General features: G+C 68.2%; 16 protein-coding genes. 10 read left to right on the top strand and 6 right to left on the bottom strand.

What is annotated here, in order from left to right; translation table 11 throughout:
* Both AOK03_RS17675 and nadA read right to left on the bottom strand, forming a co-directional pair.
* Positions 1–491 (bottom strand): MFS transporter (locus AOK03_RS17675; protein WP_157868986.1); only part of this gene is annotated, 491 nt, incomplete at its 3' end.
* A gap of 201 nt (positions 492–692) precedes the next feature.
* Positions 693–1898 (bottom strand): quinolinate synthase NadA, encoded by a 1206-nt coding sequence (gene nadA / locus AOK03_RS17670; RefSeq protein WP_371934845.1) that lies wholly within the window; start codon positions 1896–1898, stop codon positions 693–695.
* Between the two features lie 246 nt (positions 1899–2144).
* Here nadA and AOK03_RS17665 point away from each other — a divergent pair, with 246 nt between their 5' ends.
* The gene (locus tag AOK03_RS17665) at positions 2145–2501 is read left to right on the top strand and encodes a HesB/IscA family protein (protein WP_030933606.1); all 357 of its coding nucleotides are present in this window, start codon (positions 2145–2147) and stop codon (positions 2499–2501) included.
* Positions 2502–2602: 101 nt separating this feature from the next.
* Here the strand turns inward: AOK03_RS17665 and AOK03_RS17660 are convergent, their stop codons facing one another.
* Both AOK03_RS17660 and AOK03_RS17655 read right to left on the bottom strand, forming a co-directional pair.
* Positions 2603–4132 (bottom strand): hypothetical protein, encoded by a 1530-nt coding sequence (locus tag AOK03_RS17660; RefSeq protein WP_055566243.1) that lies wholly within the window; start codon positions 4130–4132, stop codon positions 2603–2605.
* A 167-nt stretch (positions 4133–4299) separates the two neighbouring features.
* Positions 4300–4527, bottom strand: coding sequence for a hypothetical protein (locus tag AOK03_RS17655; protein ID WP_055566242.1), 228 nt, complete (start codon positions 4525–4527; stop codon positions 4300–4302).
* Positions 4528–4661: 134 nt separating this feature from the next.
* Between AOK03_RS17655 and AOK03_RS17650 the strand changes: the two genes are divergently transcribed.
* Positions 4662–5636 (top strand): carbohydrate kinase family protein, encoded by a 975-nt coding sequence (locus AOK03_RS17650; protein WP_055566241.1) that lies wholly within the window; start codon positions 4662–4664, stop codon positions 5634–5636.
* Between the two features lie 3 nt (positions 5637–5639).
* Here the strand turns inward: AOK03_RS17650 and AOK03_RS17645 are convergent, their stop codons facing one another.
* Complete coding sequence (locus tag AOK03_RS17645; protein WP_055566240.1) at positions 5640–7016, bottom strand: cysteine desulfurase/sulfurtransferase TusA family protein; 1377 nt, start codon at positions 7014–7016, stop codon at positions 5640–5642.
* A 359-nt stretch (positions 7017–7375) separates the two neighbouring features.
* Between AOK03_RS17645 and ctaC the strand changes: the two genes are divergently transcribed.
* From ctaC to AOK03_RS17625, 4 genes are all read left to right on the top strand, one after another.
* Complete coding sequence (ctaC, locus tag AOK03_RS17640) at positions 7376–8338, top strand: aa3-type cytochrome oxidase subunit II (protein WP_055566239.1); 963 nt, start codon at positions 7376–7378, stop codon at positions 8336–8338.
* Positions 8335–10074 carry an aa3-type cytochrome oxidase subunit I gene (gene ctaD / locus AOK03_RS17635; protein WP_055566238.1) on the top strand — a complete coding sequence of 580 codons (1740 nt, stop codon included), beginning with the start codon at positions 8335–8337 and terminating at the stop codon, positions 10072–10074. Before ctaC ends, ctaD begins: the two co-directional genes overlap by 4 nt.
* On the top strand, positions 10071–10469 hold the full coding sequence (locus AOK03_RS17630; protein WP_055566237.1) for a cytochrome c oxidase subunit 4: 399 nt from the start codon (positions 10071–10073) through the stop codon (positions 10467–10469). The genes ctaD and AOK03_RS17630 overlap by 4 nt, the downstream gene beginning before the upstream one ends.
* 134 nt (positions 10470–10603) lie before the next feature.
* Entirely contained in the window at positions 10604–11851 is a 1248-nt protein-coding gene (locus AOK03_RS17625) for a L,D-transpeptidase (protein ID WP_055566236.1), read from the top strand.
* 105 nt (positions 11852–11956) lie between these two features.
* Here AOK03_RS17625 and AOK03_RS17620 read toward each other — a convergent pair whose 3' ends face one another.
* Entirely contained in the window at positions 11957–12355 is a 399-nt protein-coding gene (locus AOK03_RS17620) for a response regulator transcription factor (protein WP_055566235.1), read from the bottom strand.
* Between the two features lie 198 nt (positions 12356–12553).
* Here AOK03_RS17620 and ctaE point away from each other — a divergent pair, with 198 nt between their 5' ends.
* The 4 genes from ctaE to qcrB all read left to right on the top strand — a co-directional run bounded on the left by ctaE (position 12554) and on the right by qcrB (position 16750).
* A complete protein-coding gene (ctaE, locus tag AOK03_RS17615) occupies positions 12554–13174 on the top strand; it encodes an aa3-type cytochrome oxidase subunit III (protein WP_055566234.1) in 621 nt (206 codons plus the stop codon).
* Between the two features lie 77 nt (positions 13175–13251).
* Complete coding sequence (gene qcrC / locus AOK03_RS17610; protein ID WP_055566233.1) at positions 13252–14061, top strand: cytochrome bc1 complex diheme cytochrome c subunit; 810 nt, start codon at positions 13252–13254, stop codon at positions 14059–14061.
* On the top strand, positions 14058–15113 hold the full coding sequence (gene qcrA / locus AOK03_RS17605; RefSeq protein ID WP_055566232.1) for a cytochrome bc1 complex Rieske iron-sulfur subunit: 1056 nt from the start codon (positions 14058–14060) through the stop codon (positions 15111–15113). Before qcrC ends, qcrA begins: the two co-directional genes overlap by 4 nt.
* Positions 15110–16750, top strand: coding sequence for a cytochrome bc1 complex cytochrome b subunit (gene qcrB / locus AOK03_RS17600; RefSeq protein ID WP_055566231.1), 1641 nt, complete (start codon positions 15110–15112; stop codon positions 16748–16750). The genes qcrA and qcrB overlap by 4 nt, the downstream gene beginning before the upstream one ends.
* The last annotated feature ends 53 nt before the right edge of the window (positions 16751–16803 follow it).

Raw genomic sequence — 16803 nt, 5'->3', positions numbered from 1 at the left:
ACCCAGAACACCCCCCGCCACCCCGCCGCCCCGATCACGGCGCCGCCCGCGAGCGGAGCCAGGACCGGCCCGAGAGCGGCCAGCGTCATCAGCACCCCGAAGAGGCGCGCCGCGCCCGCGCCCTGGACCACGTCCGTGACGACGGCGCGGCTGATCACCACTCCCGCCGCCCCACCGAACCCGGCCAGGAACCGCAGGACGACCAGCCACCACAGCGACGGCGCGAGGGCGCACAGCGCGGTGCACACCGTGCAGGCCGCCGCCCCCGCGAGCAGCGGCCCCCTCCTGCCGTACCGGTCGGAGAGCGGCCCGAAGACGAGATGGCCCGCCGTCATCCCGACGAGGAACGCGGTCAGCGTGAGCTGTACGCCGGACGCGTCGGTGCCCAACTCCTCGGCCATGCGCGGAAAGGCGGGCAGATACATGTCGGTCGAGAGCGGTCCGACGAACGAGATCAGTACGAGCGCGGTGGTGAGCAGGGGAAAGGGCATGACGAAGGGACCCTCCTGGGCAGGCGGACGAGCGGCCACAGAAGAAGGGGGAGGGTCCGGAAGACGTGTTGCCGGGAAAAGTGCGCGGAGCACTGGACGCGCGCGAGAACGACACGGCGGCGCGCGCCCGAGGAGCCTAGAACGCCGTAAGGGGCGCCCGCAATGGCGGGCGCCCCTTACGGCGAGGTCAAGACAGCCGCACTACGGCAGCGCCAGCATCCGCTCCAGCGCCAGCTTCGCGAACTGCTCGGTCTCCCGGTCCACCTCGATCTGGTTGACGAGCTTGCCCTCGGCGAGGGACTCCAGGGTCCAGACCAGGTGCGGCAGGTCGATCCGGTTCATGGTCGAGCAGAAGCAGACCGTCTTGTCGAGGAAGACGATCTCCTTGTCCTCGGCGGCGAAACGGTTCGCCAGTCGGCGCACGAGGTTCAGCTCGGTGCCGATCGCCCACTTGGAGCCGGCCGGCGCCGCCTCCAGGGTCTGGATGATGTGCTCGGTCGAGCCCACGTAGTCGGCCGCGGCGACGACCTCGTGCTTGCACTCCGGGTGCACCAGGACGTTCACGCCCGGGATGCGCGCACGGACGTCCTCCACGCTCTCCAGCGAGAAGCGCCCGTGCACCGAGCAGTGCCCGCGCCACAGGATCATCTTCGCGTCGCGCAGCTGCTCGGCGGTCAGGCCGCCGTTCGGCTTGTGCGGGTTGTAGACGACGCAGTCGTCGAGCGAGAGGCCCATGTCGCGCACCGCGGTGTTGCGGCCCAGGTGCTGGTCGGGCAGGAAGAGGATCTTCTCCCCCTGCTCGAAGGCCCACTCCAGCGCGCGCTTGGCGTTGGACGACGTACAGATGGTGCCGCCGTGCTTGCCCGTGAACGCCTTGATGTCGGCCGAGGAGTTCATGTACGAGACGGGCACGACCTGCTCGGCGATCCCGGCCTCGGTCAGCACGTCCCAGCACTCGGCGACCTGCTCGGCGGTGGCCATGTCGGCCATCGAGCAGCCGGCCGCGAGGTCGGGGAGCACGACCTTCTGGTCGTCCGTCGTCAGGATGTCGGCCGACTCGGCCATGAAGTGCACGCCGCAGAAGACGATGTACTCCGCGTCCGGCCGCGCGGCCGCGTCACGCGCCAGCTTGAAGGAGTCGCCGGTGACGTCCGCGAACTGGATGACCTCGTCGCGCTGGTAGTGGTGGCCCAGCACGAAGACCTTGTCGCCGAGCTTCTCCTTGGCCGCGCGGGCGCGCTCGACCAGGTCCGGGTCGGACGGGGACGGCAGATCGCCGGGGCACTCCACGCCGCGCTCGCTCCTGGGGTCGGCCTCGCGGCCGAGCAGCAGCAGGGCGAGGGGCGTGGGCTGAACATCGAGGTTCACGCTGTCCACGGGGGACTGGGCGGTGGTCACAACACGCACCCTTTCTAATCTGCAGACGATCCTTTTCGTCTAATTGACGTTATCTATCATAACCGCTTCGTGTCAGTTTGACGATGGCCATTGTGTCGATGTGACGCATTCCCCGTTCCACGACCCGCTGTTCCTCCCGGCGCCATGTGCGAGCATGAAGGGGTAAGACGTAAGCGCTCGGCCCGGAATGAATCCGCGGCCCCGCCGGTTGCAACCGTCGGCAAGCAGTCTCCGTACAACCCGGGAGAGAAGCAGATGTCCGTATCGGACGAGACCACCACCGTGAGCGACGGCATCCTCCTGTCGGACGCCGCCGCGGCCAAGGTGAAGGGCCTGCTGGAGCAGGAGGGCCGGGACGACCTGGCGCTGCGCGTCGCCGTTCAGCCCGGCGGCTGCTCGGGCCTGCGCTACCAGCTGTTCTTCGACGAGCGTTCGCTCGACGGCGACGTCGTCAAGGACTTCGACGGCGTGAAGGTCGTCACGGACCGGATGAGCGCTCCCTACCTGGGCGGCGCCTCCATCGACTTCGTGGACACCATCGAGAAGCAGGGCTTCACGATCGACAACCCGAACGCCACGGGCTCCTGCGCCTGCGGCGACTCCTTCAGCTAGGCCTGGAGGCACCCACGTCGAAGGCGGCGGCCCCCTGAGGTTCCAGGGGGCCGCCGCCTTCGTGCGTGCCGCTCGCGGTCCGTGCCGTTCGCGCCGTCGCGCTACTTCCGCCGGACCGTGTCACCCGCGGAGTCCACGACCTTGCGGTCGCCCAGCGGCTTGTCGAGGGTGACCTTCTCCTTGAGGTCCTTGGCGATCATGATGCAGACGTCGCCCTTCTTGCCGGTCTGGGTGATCTCGACCGTCACGCGGTCACCGTCCTCCCGCGCGGACGCGGAGTACTCGGCGCAGGCGCTGCCCCAGAAGTGCACGGTCAGCGACTTCCCGTCGGCGCTGTAGGACGTCAGGCGCGTCTTGTCCGCATCGCCCTTCCCGGCCCCGTCGCCCTTCTCGCCCGGCTTCTCGGTGGGCTTCGGCGTGCCCGGGGTGCTGGGTGACGTCAGGTACTCGGGCGCGACCGCCGGGTGCGTCACCGTGAAGGTGTCCTGCGCGCCCTTCGGCTTCACGTCGAACAGCCAGGACGGCACGAGGGTCTGCTTGCCGTTTACGAAGTGCGTCGCGAGGCCGAACGTGGCGCCGCTGACGGACACCGGCTGCGCCTTCGGCGCCGTGGACGACGGCTTGCAGGGAGCCTGCTTCGGGCCGCTGCCGCCCTCGCTCTTCGTGGTGTCGCCGGCGGCCGGCACCGGGGTCGCGCAGCCGCCGATGCCGACGTGGCCTTCGCCGCCCGGCTTGTTCAGCCGGTCCAGGGTCTCCTGGGCGCCGATCACGGGGTACGTGGCGCCCTTGACCGGAGCCTTCAACTGGCCGCTGCCGCCGACCACTTCGCCGCCCGCGCCGACCTGGATGCCGGTCGACCAGCCGTACGTCGGCAGGCCGTCCACCTTCGGGTCGGCGTTCACCACCCGCACGGCGCCCATCAGCTGGCTCGCGTCCAGCTTCGCGTCGTCCTGGCCGAGCGCCTTCAGGACCGGCGCGGCGGCGTCCTTGGCCGCCTGCTCGCTCACCGCGTCGCCCGTCTCGCCGTTCGGCGCGGTGGACGTGCTGGAACAGGGCTTGAAGCGGGGGCAGTTGTCGGTGCCGCCCGTGCCGTGTCCGGTATAGGTCCAGGTGCCGGGCGCCTGCTTGTTCACCTGCAGCGAGGGTCCGGACCCGTCGTTGCCGGGGCCCACCTTCCAGGCGCCGTCCTGCGACTTCGGCGTCCCGGTCACGCCCAGGGCCTTGGCCAGTTCGGTGACTTCGGCCAGGGCGACCTCGCCGCGGGCGTGGTGGACCGCGGCCGACTCGGGGCCGTCGGGCAGCTCGGTGGTCGCCCGGTACGTCGCGCCGTTCGGGTCGGGCTCGCCGGGCGCGATGCCGTTGGAGTCGCCGGTTCCGCCGGTGCCGCTTCTGGCGTCGCCCTGCCCGTCGCCGCCCGGATAGCCGTCCAGGGCGAGGGGCGGCGGGTTGCCGCCGTCCCCCGCGGGTGCCCCGTCACTGCCGCCGTTGCCGCCACCGCCGGACGCGGACGCCGCGAAGTACGCCCCACCGCCGCCGACCAGCAGCACGGTGGCCGCGACCGAGGCGACGGCCAGACGGGACCGCCGCCGTTGCGGCTCGGCCGCCTCATGATCGGATCGCTCGGTGCTCACCGCATCGCTCCTTCGACTGCACTGCTGTCCCTGAAATCCCACAGGTGATTGCCACCGGCGGGCTTCGTCGTATCTCAGTTCCCCTTTACGGGGGACGGAGATGGGACGCAGCGGGGGAGCGCACGGTTCCCTCGACGTGTGCGCCAGGGCCCCGGAACCAGTCTCCCTCAGTCTCCGTACTCGGACATTTCGCCGATCAGGCGGGCGGAGGAGGGCGGGACCGTGATGCCGTGGATCAGGGAGGGCGGCACGGGGGCGGCCGCGGCCGCGGCGGGCACCGCCCAGTGCGGCACCATGCGGGCGCAGTCGCCGCGCAGCGACTCCATGCTCTCGCTGGTCTCCGCCTTGGGTGTGACTTGACGCTGCAGGACGACATCCTTCGGGATAACGGTCATAACGGCACCGTATGCATCCGGACGCTCATGAAAAAAGCCCTACTATCGGGTAGTTTTGCCACTTCAGGCAGGGTGCCCCGACCCGGTAGCGTGAACTGTCAACCCCCGCCTCTCCTCCACAGGAGCATCCAGCCGTGCGTATTGCAGTCACCGGCTCCATCGCCACCGACCACCTGATGACCTTCCCCGGCCGCTTCGCCGACCAGCTGGTCGCCGATCAGTTGCACACGGTCTCCCTCTCCTTCCTCGTCGACGCCCTCGACGTCCGCAGGGGCGGCGTCGCCGCCAACATCAGCTTCGGCATGGGGCAGCTCGGCACCAACCCGATCCTGGTCGGGTCCGCGGGATCCGACTTCGGCGAGTACCGCGCCTGGCTCGACCGGCACGGCGTGGACACCGCCTCGGTGCGCATCTCCGAGACCCTGCACACCGCGCGCTTCGTCTGCACCACGGACGCCGACCACAACCAGATCGGCTCCTTCTACACGGGCGCGATGAGCGAGGCCCGCCTCATCGAACTGAAGGCCGTGGCGGACCGCGTGGGCGGCCTCGACCTCGTCTCGATCGGCGCCGACGACCCCGAGGCGATGCTCCGGCACACCGAGGAGTGCCGTGCCCGCGAGATCCCCTTCGCCGCGGACTTCTCGCAGCAGATCGCGCGCATGGAGGGCGAGGAGATCCGCACGCTCCTCGACGGGGCGGCGTACCTCTTCTCCAACGAGTACGAGAAGGGCCTCATCGAGTCCAAGACGGGCTGGACCGACGCCGAGATCCTCTCGCGGGTCGGCCACCGCGTGACGACCCTCGGCGCCCGCGGCGTCCGCATCGAGTCCGCGGGCAAGGACCCGATCGAGGTCGGCGTCCCGGAGGAGGAGGCCAAGGTGGAGCCGACCGGCGTCGGCGACGCGTTCCGTGCGGGCTTCCTCTCGGGCCTGGCCTGGGGCGTCTCCCACGAGCGCGCGGCGCAGGTCGGCTGCATGCTCGCCACCCTGGTCATCGAGACCGTCGGCACGCAGGAGTACGAGCTGCGCCGCAGCAACTTCATCGACCGCTTCACCAAGGCGTACGGCCACGAGGCCACCGCCGAGGTCCAGCCGCACCTGGCCTAGCCGTCACGAGCTCCGGCGGACCAGGTACGCGACACCGTGGTCCGCCGGCCGCTCACCCACGTACTCCTGCCCCTGCGTCCAGCACCAGGCGGGAATGTCCACGGCCGCGACCTCGTCGTCGGCGAGGACGGTGACGGTGCCGCCCACCCGCACCCGTCCGATCGCCTTGGCCAGCTCGATGACCGGCAGCGGGCAGCTCATCCCGAGCGCGTCGACGGTCACGGCCTCCGCCGCCCCGTCCCCGCCCGCGACCGGCGCCCCCAAGGTCTCCCGCACGCCCCGCACGACCCCGGGCAGCACGTCGAGGAAGCGCTCGACGTCCGCCTCGTCGGCCCCGAGCGGCAGCGACACCCGTACGTTCCCCTCGCTGACCACCCCCATGGCGCGCAGCACATGGCTCGGCGTCAGCGTCGAGCTGGTGCACGAGGACCCGGACGACACGGAGAACCCGGCCCGGTCGAGCTCGTGCAGCACGGTCTCCCCGTCGACATAGAGACAGGAGAAGGTGACGAGGTGCGGCAGGCGCCGCACCGGATCGCCCACCACCTCCACGTCCGGCACGAGCCCCGGCACCCGCGACCGGATCCGCTCCGTCAGCTCCCGCAGCCGCGCCCCCTCCGCCGCGGCCTCGGCCCGCACCGCCCGCAGCGAGGCGGCCGCCGCCACGATCGCCGGAATGTTCTCGAACCCCGCGGCCCGCCCTGACTCCCGCTCGTCGACGGGCCCTTGCGCGGCGAACCGCACCCCTTTGCGTACGACGAGAAGCCCGACTCCTGCCGGACCACCCCATTTATGGGCACTCCCGGTCAGCAGCGACCAGTCCCCTTCGACCGGCCCCCAGGGCAGCGACTGCGCGGCGTCCACCAGAAGAGGCACCCCGGCGGCCCGGCACGCCTCGGCGACCCGGGCGACCGGCTGCTCCGTGCCGACCTCGTGGTTGGCGGACTGCAGACAGGCGAGCGCGGTGTCCTCCCGCAGCGCGGCGGCGTACGCCGCCGGGTCCACCGCCCCGCCGCGGTCCACCGCCACTTCGGTCACCGTCCCGCCGTCGCGCTCGTGGGCCTCGGCCGAATGGAGCACCGACGAATGTTCGACGGCTGACACGATCAGGTGGCGTCCGACGCGCCGCCGCCCGGCGAGCGCCCCCGCCGTTCCGGAGTGCACGGCACGGGTGCCGGAGGAGGTGAAGACGAGCTCGTCGGGACGGCAGCCCACCGCGTCGGCGGCCGCCTCGCGCGCGGCATCGAGGAGCAGCCGGGCCCGCCGCCCCTCGCGGTAGAGCCGGGCGGGATCGGCCCACCCCTCGTCCAGGGAGGCCTGGAGGGCCTGCCGCGCGACGGGATGCAGCGGGGCGGAGGAAGCGACATCGAAGTAGGGCACGCCCCCACGCTAAGACGTCGCCGGAGCGCCCCGCCCCTGGGGAGCGGCCCCTGCGGGGCGCTCCCCAGGGGCGCGGGGAACCGCGCGCTCAGCCACCAGCCGCCCGCACCCGCGGACCAGCGGATTCCACCGAGCCGGTGGGCGTCCCGACCCTCCGTCAGAAAGCGGCCGAGGGAGCCTGGTCCCACCCTTCGGAGTGACCCGCGGCGCGTTAGGCACCCTCCCCGCGCGACCCCAAATAGCGTCCAGTAGGGTTTGGTCCGCATAAACATCCAAACCCCTGCCCGACGCAGGGCGGCGACCGACCAGCGTGGAGGCCGCAGCCGACCGCGCGGGCGAGACTCTCGGGAAGGCGCTACGTGAGTCCCAACGGCTCCGACCGCTCGTCGCGGCGCCCGATGCGGCGGAAGCTGCCGCAGGTGCTGACTGCGGGCCTGATCCTGGCGACCGCCACCGGTTGCACATACAAGGATTTCCCCCGCCTTGGAATGCCCACCCCGGTAACGGAAGAGGCTCCGCGGATTCTCTCCCTCTGGCAGGGCTCGTGGGCGGCAGCGCTCGCCACGGGCGTGCTGGTCTGGGGTCTGATCCTGTGGAGCGTCATCTTCCACAGGCGCAGCCGCACCAAGGTGGAAGTACCGGCGCAGACGCGTTACAACATGCCCATCGAGGCCCTCTACACGGTGGTTCCGCTCATCATCGTGTCGGTGCTCTTCTACTTCACGGCACGTGACGAGTCGAAGCTCCTCAAACTCGACGCGAAGCCGGCCCACACGGTCAACGTGGTCGGCTATCAGTGGAGCTGGGGCTTCAACTACATCGAGGACGTTCCGGGTTCCGACAAGGGCGACGCCAAGACGTCCAAGGACCTGGACGCCATTCCGGACCGCTTCCGCAAGGACTTCCCGGCGAACGCCGGCGGCGTCTACGAGGTCGGCACGCCCGGCGAGCGGAACCCCCAGAACGGCAACCCCGGACCGACCCTCTGGCTCCCCAAGGGCGAGAAGGTTCGTTTCGTTCTGACTTCGCGTGACGTCATCCACTCCTTCTGGGTGGTGCCGTTCCTCATGAAGCAGGACGTCATCCCGGGCCACACCAACGCCTTCGAGGTGACTCCGAACAAGGAGGGCACCTTCATGGGCAAGTGCGCCGAGCTCTGCGGCGTCGACCACTCCCGGATGCTCTTCAACGTCAAGGTCGTCTCTCCCGAGCGCTACAAGCAGCACCTCGAGGACCTCGCGAAGAAGAACCAGACCGGTTACATCCCGGCCGGCATCGAGCAGACGGGCCATGAGAAGAACCGGGAGACGAACAACCTGTGAGCATCCTCAACGAACCTCAGGGTGCCGCGGCAGCAGACGACTCGTACGAGGACGAGCTGCCGGTCAGGCGCAAGCAGCCGGGAAACGTCGTGATCAAGTGGCTGACCACCACTGACCACAAGACGATCGGCACGCTCTATCTGGTCACGTCGTTCGCGTTCTTCTGCATCGGCGGCGTCATGGCGCTCTTCATGCGCGCCGAGCTCGCCCGTCCCGGCACGCAGATCATGTCGAACGAGCAGTTCAACCAGGCGTTCACGATGCACGGCACGATCATGCTGCTGATGTTCGCGACGCCGCTGTTCGCCGGTTTCGCGAACTGGATCATGCCGCTGCAGATCGGTGCTCCCGATGTGGCGTTCCCGCGGCTGAACATGTTCGCCTACTGGCTCTACCTGTTCGGCTCGCTGATCGCGGTCGGCGGCTTCCTCACCCCGCAGGGTGCGGCCGACTTCGGCTGGTTCGCCTACAGCCCGCTGTCGGACGCGGTCCGCTCGCCGGGCATCGGCGCGGACATGTGGATCATGGGTCTGGCCTTCTCCGGCTTCGGCACGATCCTGGGCTCGGTCAACTTCATCACCACCATCATCTGCATGCGCGCTCCGGGCATGACGATGTTCCGCATGCCGATCTTCGTGTGGAACGTGCTGCTGACCGCGGTGCTCGTCCTGCTGGCCTTCCCGGTCCTGGCCGCCGCACTGTTCGCCCTGGAGGCGGACCGTAAATTCGGCGCCCATATCTTCGACGCCTCGAACGGCGGCGCGTTGCTATGGCAACACCTCTTCTGGTTCTTCGGCCATCCAGAGGTGTACATCATCGCCCTACCGTTCTTCGGAATCATTTCCGAAGTCATCCCGGTGTTCTCCCGCAAGCCGATGTTCGGCTACATGGGCCTCATCGGCGCGACGATCGCCATCGCCGGTCTGTCCGTGACGGTGTGGGCGCACCACATGTACGTCACCGGCGGCGTGCTGCTGCCGTTCTTCTCCTTCATGACGTTCCTCATCGCCGTGCCAACAGGCGTGAAGTTCTTCAACTGGATCGGAACGATGTGGAAGGGGTCACTGAGCTTCGAGACCCCGATGCTGTGGGCGGTCGGCTTCCTGATCACCTTCACCTTCGGTGGTCTGACGGGCGTCATCCTGGCCTCGCCGCCGATGGACTTCCACGTCTCGGACTCGTACTTCGTGGTGGCGCACTTCCACTACGTGGTGTTCGGCACCGTGGTGTTCGCGATGTTCTCCGGCTTCCACTTCTGGTGGCCGAAGTTCACCGGCAAGATGCTCGACGAGCGGCTCGGCAAGATCACCTTCTGGACGCTGTTCATCGGCTTCCACGGCACGTTCCTCGTCCAGCACTGGCTGGGTGCCGAGGGCATGCCGCGCCGGTACGCGGACTACCTGCACGCCGACGGCTTCACGGCCCTGAACACGATCTCGACGATCTGTTCGTTCCTGCTCGGCCTGTCGATCCTGCCGTTCTTCTACAACATCTGGAAGACCGCCAAGTACGGCAAGAAGGTCGAGGTCGACGACCCGTGGGGCTACGGCCGCTCCCTGGAGTGGGCGACGTCCTGCCCGCCCCCGCGGCACAACTTCCTCACCCTGCCGCGCATCCGCTCGGAATCGCCGGCGTTCGACCTGCACCACCCTGAGATCGCGGCGCTCGGCCACATCGAGAACGACGGGCAGAAGGACACCGCGCTGCTCGGCGGCAACAAGGAGGCCGCGAAGTGAAGATCCAGGGCAAGATGTTCATCTGGCTGAGCGTCTTCGTCCTCGCCATGGCGATCGTCTATGGCGTGTGGTCGAAGGAGCCCGCCGGTACCACGGCGCTCTTCCTGGCCTTCGGCCTGTGCATCATGATCGGCTACTACCTGGCCTTCACGGCCCGGCGGGTCGACGCCTCGGCACAGGACAACAAGGAGGCCGACGTCGCGGACGAGGCCGGCGAGGTGGGCTTCTTCAGCCCGCACAGCTGGCAGCCGCTCTCCCTGGCCGTCGGTGGCGCGCTCGCCTTCATGGGTGTCGTCTTCGGCTGGTGGCTGCTGTACTTCTCGGCCCCGATCATCCTGATCGGCCTGTGGGGCTGGGTGTTCGAGTACTACCGCGGCGAGAACCAGACCCAGTGAGTCTGTAGTTCCCGACCCGCGACCGAAGGGCCCCGGCGCTCCGAAAGGAGCGCCGGGGCCCTTCGGCGTAAGCGACACCCCACGGACGGGTCACTCGCCGCGCCGGACCCGGTAGACCTTCATACCGTGTGTTTATGAGCCACTCACCGAGAATTCGCACGGTACTGAGCTGCACGATGCTGGTGGCCGCACTCGGTGCGGGGGCCACGGGCTGCGGCAGCTCAGACGGTCATCCGCTGTCGGCGAAGCCGTACGACGCCGCGGGCCAGATCGCCTTCAACGGCCCCGTGGGCAGCCAGAAGGCGGATCCGGACAAGCCGCTCGAAGTCACGGCCCAGGGCGACGACGGGCGCATCACCGACGTGCTGGCCACCGACGCCATGGGACGGTTCGTGGCGGGCGAACTCTCGGCCGACGGCGCCCGGTGGCACAGCACCACGCCGCTGGCGGCAGGGGCCCACTACACGGTGCGGGTGAGCACGGAGGACGAGGACGGGGCGCCGGGCCGCAAGGTCATGACCTTCGACACCGACATGCCCGCCAAGAAGAAGCAGCTGAAGGTCGTCTTCGGCCCCGACGCGGGCAAGTACGGCGTCGGACAGCCCGTCACGGCCACCCTCAGCGCCAAGGTGAAGGGCAAGGAGGCCAGGTCGGTCGTCGAGCGCGCCCTGAAGGTCCGCTCGGTGCCCGCCACCGAGGGGTCCTGGTACTGGGTGGACAGCAAGACGCTGCACTACCGCCCGAAGGAGTACTGGCCCGCGGGCGCGACCGTCAACGTCTCCAGCAACCTCGAGGGCCTCAAGGTCAGGAAGAAGCTGTGGGGCGGCGAGGCCAAGCCGCTGAAGCTGACCATCGGCGACCGCATCGAGGCCGTGACGGACGCCGGGTCGCACTACATGACGGTCTACCGCAACGGCGAGGAGATCAACTCCGTGCCGGTGACGACGGGCAAGCCCGGCTACTCGACGCGCAACGGCGTCAAGGTGGTGCTGGGCAAGGAGTACTCCGTACGCATGACCAGCGCCAGCATCGGCGCATCGGACTTCTACGACAAGATGGTCTATTACGCGACGCGGGTGACCGACTCCGGCGAATACGTGCACGCCGCGCCCTGGTCGGTGGGCTCACAGGGCGCCGCGAACACCAGCCACGGCTGCACCGGCATGAGCACCGGGGACGCCGCCTGGTTCTACGAGACCGTCCGCCAGGGCGACCTCGTGACCGTCATCAACAGCTACGGCGAGGACATGCCGACGTTCGGCAACGGCCTCGGCGACTGGAACATGAGCTGGAAGAAGTGGCGCAAGGGCAGTGCGCTGCTCTCCGGCACCAAGGAAGGCCCCGCGGCGGTCGACGCGGCCAGGCTGCGGCCGCAGGTCTGACGGCCCGGCAGAGAGGCCGTCAGAGGCGCACGAGAGGGGCCCACGCCATGGCGTGGGCCCCTCTCGTGGAAGATCGGCGCGCTACTCGTGTGCGACCAGGGGGGCTCAGGCCTCGACGGCCGTCTTGCTGCGCAGCAGGCCGGCCAGGGCGCTCGCGAACTCCACCGGCTCGACCGGCAGGGTCACCGCGGCCTCCGCCCGGCTCCAGGTGGCCAGCCAGGCGTCCTGCGGGCGCCCCATGAGCAGCAGCACGGGCGGCGACTGGAAGACCTCGTCCTTGATCTGCCGGCAGACGCCCATGCCGCCGGGCGCCGACTCGCCGTCCAGGACGCAGACGTCGATGCCGCCCCGGTCGAGCTCCTTGATGACCGCGTGCGGCGTGGCGCACTCGATGAACTGGACCTGGGGAACGTCCGTGGCCGGCCTGCGGCCCGTGGCCAACCGGACTTGCTCGCGGGTGCTCGCGTTGTCGCTGTAGACCAGCACCGTGGCGGTCGGCTGCATTGTTCCTCCGATACGTCGAGCTGTTGCGTCGAGCTGTGCCGTCTTGGGATCGGGAACCGATGCGCGGATGCTACTCCTCCCGACACCCCGTCAACACCGGTTCGGACAGGCCTCCGATGGGCCATCCGGGCAGGACACACCCCGTAGACACTCCGAACGGCACCCCCCGGGGTGAGGGCGGGATAAGCGACCGACATAATGTCGGTCGTGGCGACAGCAACGACAGTAGATACCGGGCACGCGCACCCGCCGGTCAATCGACCGAACCTCACCAGCGTCGGAACCATCATCTGGTTGAGTTCCGAGCTGATGTTCTTCGCGGCCCTCTTCGCGATGTACTTCACCCTGCGATCGGTGACGGGTCCTGATCACTGGAAGGAAATGGCCTCGGCCCTTAACTTCCCGTTCTCAGCGACGAACACCACGATCCTGGTGCTCTCCTCACTCACGTGTCAGCTGGGCGTGTTCGCAGCTGAACGCGGGGACGTGAAGAAGCTCCGGATGTGGTTCATCGTCACCTTCATCATGGGTGCGATCTTCATCGGCGGTCAGGTGTACGAATACACCGAGCTGGTCAAGCACGAGGGCCTCTCGCTCTCGTCCGACCCGTACGGCTCGGTCTTCTACCTGACCACCGGCTTCCACGGACTGCACGTGACGGGCGGCCTGATCGCCTTCCTGCTGGTCCTCGGTCGCACCTACGCGGCCAGGAGGTTCACCCACGAGCAGGCGACCGCAGCCATCGTCGTGTCCTACTACTGGCACTTCGTCGATGTGGTCTGGATCGGCCTCTTCGCCACGATCTACATGATCAAGTAAGCGGCAGGTCGCTCACGCGACACATCCGAAACATTCCAGAAGCATCGACGCAGAAGATCCTGACACCGGGGTAATCCGTGAAAAAGCTCTCCGCACGACGACGCCATCCGCTGGCGGCGGTCGTCGTCCTACTCCTCGCGCTGGCGGCCACCGGGGGGCTGTACGCCGCGTTCGCGCCGGCGGACAAGGCGCAGGCCGATGACACCGCCCAGTCCCTCGCCATCGACGAGGGCAAGAAGCTCTACGCCGTGGGCTGCTCCAGCTGCCACGGAACCGGCGGTCAGGGCTCCTCCGACGGTCCGAGCCTGGTGGGCGTGGGCGCCGCCGCTGTCGACTTCCAGGTCGGCACCGGCCGCATGCCGCTCCAGCAGCCGGGCGCCCAGGCGCCCAAGAAGAAGGTCATCTACAACCAGGCCCAGATCGACCAGCTGGCGGCGTACATCTCGTCGCTGGGTGCCGGTCCCTCGGTTCCGACCGAGAAGCAGTACAGCCCGGACGGAGCGGACATCGCCAAGGGTGGCGAGCTGTTCCGCACCAACTGCGCCCAGTGCCACAACTTCACCGGTGAAGGTGGTGCGTTGACGCACGGCAAGTTCGCGCCTTCGCTGGAGGGTGTCTCCCCGAAGCACATCTACGAGGCCATGCAGACCGGCCCGCAGAACATGCCGTCCTTCCCCGACACCACGATGCCGGAGAAGAACAAGAAGGACATCATCGCGTACCTCGACGCGGTCAACGGTGAGAAGACCGAGAGCCCTGGCGGTCTCAAGCTGGGTGGTCTGGGTCCGGTCAGTGAAGGCCTCTTCGGCTGGATCTTCGGTCTCGGCTCGCTGATCGCGGTCGCCGTGTGGGTCGCCGCTCGGACCGCAAAGGCCAAGAAGTCATGAGTAGCCAAGAGATTCCAGAAGAGAACCTGCCCAGCAAGCAGGAGACCGAGCACGGCTCGGTGGCGGTGACGGAAGAGAACCCGTTCGCCGACCCGGGGCTGCCGCCCCACGAGCACCGAGTCCAGGACATCGACGAGCGGGCCGCCCGGCGGTCCGAGCGTGCCGTGGCCTTCATGTTCACGCTGTCGATGATCGCGACGGTCGGCTTCATCGCCTCGTACGTGGCGATCCCGGCCGACAAGAGCGTGTTCATCTGGCCGATCGGTCACATCAGCGGCCTGAACTTCGCCCTGGGCACGACCCTCGGCGTGGCGCTGTTCTGCATCGGCGCGGGCGCGGTCCACTGGGCCCGCACCCTGATGTCCGACGTGGAGATGACCGACGAGCGGCACGAGATCGCGGCCGAGCCCGAGGTCCGTGCCAAGGTCATGGCGGACTTCAAGCAGGGTGCCGAGGAGTCGGGCTTCGGTCGGCGCAAGCTGATCCGGAACACGATGCTCGGCGCGCTGGCCCTGGTCCCGCTCTCCGGTGTCGTCCTGCTGCGTGACCTCGGGCCGCTGCCCGAGGACAAGCTCCGGCACACCAAGTGGGCCAAGGGCAAGATGCTCGTGAACATGAACACCCACGAGCCGCTGCGTCCCGCGGACGTGCAGGTCGGTTCGCTGACCTTCGCCATGCCCGAGGGCATGTCGGAGCACGACCACGACTTCCAGACGCAGATCGCCAAGGCCGCCCTGATGATCGTCCGGATCCAGCCGGAGAACATCAAGGACAAGCGCGAGCTCGAGTGGTCGCACGAGGGCATCGTGGCGTACTCCAAGATCTGCACCCACGTGGGTTGCCCGATCTCCCTGTACGAGCAGCAGACGCACCACGTCCTCTGCCCGTGCCACCAGTCCACCTTCGATCTCTCCGACGGTGCCCGAGTGATCTTCGGCCCGGCTGGCCACGCCCTGCCGCAGCTGCGCATCGGCGTGAACGAAAAGGGCTACCTCGAGGCGCACGGCGACTTCGAAGAGCCCGTCGGTCCTGCTTTCTGGGAGCGCGGATGAGCACCACCACCACTTCATCTAACGAAAAGCGCCAGCAGGCACCCGCCGGTGAGCGGGTCGCGGACTGGGCCGACGGCCGACTGGGGATCTACTCCCTGGCCAAGGCCAACATGCGCAAGATCTTCCCGGACCACTGGTCCTTCATGCTCGGTGAGATCTGCCTGTACAGCTTCATCATCATCATCCTCACGGGTGTGTACCTGACGCTGTTCTTCCACCCCTCGATGAACGAGGTGGAGTACAGCGGCAGCTACATCCCGATGCAGGGACAGCTGATGTCGGAGGCGTTCAACTCGACCATGCACATCTCCTTCGATGTGCGCGGTGGTCTGCTGATCCGGCAGATCCACCACTGGGCGGCGCTGATCTTCCTCGCCGGCATGTTCGTGCACATGATGCGCGTGTTCTTCACGGGTGCGTTCCGCAAGCCCCGTGAGGTCAACTGGCTCTTCGGCTTCCTGCTGTTCGTCCTCGGCATGTTCACCGGTTTCACCGGTTACTCGCTCCCGGACGACCTGCTCTCCGGCACCGGTGTCCGCTTCATGCAGGGCGCCATCCTGTCGATGCCGATCGTCGGCACCTACCTGTCGATGTTCCTCTTCGGCGGGGAGTTCCCCGGCGGCGACTTCGTTGCCCGGTTCTACTCGGTCCACATCCTGCTGCTGCCGGGCATCATGCTCGGCCTCGTGGTGGCGCACCTGATCCTGGTCTTCTACCACAAGCACACGCAGTTCGCGGGCCCCGGCAAGAGCAACAAGAACGTCGTCGGCATGCCGCTGCTGCCGGTCTACATGGCCAAGGCCGGAGGCTTCTTCTTCCTGGTCTTCGGTGTCATCGCGGTCATCGCGGCGATCGCCTCGATCAACCCGATCTGGGCCATTGGTCCCTACCGGCCGGACCAGGTGTCCACCGGCGCCCAGCCCGACTGGTACATGGGCTTCGCCGAGGGGCTGATCCGTGTGATGCCGGGCTGGGAGATCAACCTCTGGGGCCACACGCTCGCCCTGGGCGTGTTCATCCCGCTGGTCGTGGTCTTCCCGCTGGTCCTCGTGGCCATCGCGGTCTACCCGTTCATCGAGTCCTGGGTCACCGGCGACAAGCGCGAGCACCACATCCTGGACCGCCCGCGCAACGCCCCGACCCGCACCGCCTTCGGTGTCGCGTGGCTCACGGCGTACATGATCATGCTGGTCGGTGGTGGCAACGACCTGTGGGCCACCCACTTCCACCTGTCGCTGAACGCGATCACCTGGTTCGTCCGGATCGGCTTCTTCGTCGGACCGGTCGTCGCCTTCATCGTCACCAAGCGGATCTGCCTGGGTCTGCAGCGGCGCGACAAGGACAAGGTGCTGCACGGCCGCGAGTCGGGTCTCATCAAGCGGCTGCCGCACGGTGAGTTCATCGAGGTCCACGAGCCGCTCAGCAAGGAGCAGCTGCACACGCTCACCGCGCACGAGCAGTACAAGCCGATCGAGCTCGGCCCGTCGGTCGACGAGAACGGCGTCGAGCGCAAGCTGTCCGGTTCGCAGAAGCTCCGGGCGAAGCTCTCCAAGGGCTACTTCGGGGAGGACAACCAGATCCCCAAGCCCACCGCAGACGAGTACAAGGAGATCTCGAGCGGCCACGGCCACCACTGATCACCTGAAGCTCTGATCGTCCCCACTCTCGGCTTCGCTCGAGCGGGGGGATC

The organism is Streptomyces atriruber (assembly GCF_001418325.1).
Classification (GTDB): domain Bacteria; phylum Actinomycetota; class Actinomycetes; order Streptomycetales; family Streptomycetaceae; genus Streptomyces; species Streptomyces atriruber.
Note: the sequence above shows the minus strand (reverse complement) of the source record. Positions and strands in the feature narration are given on the sequence as shown.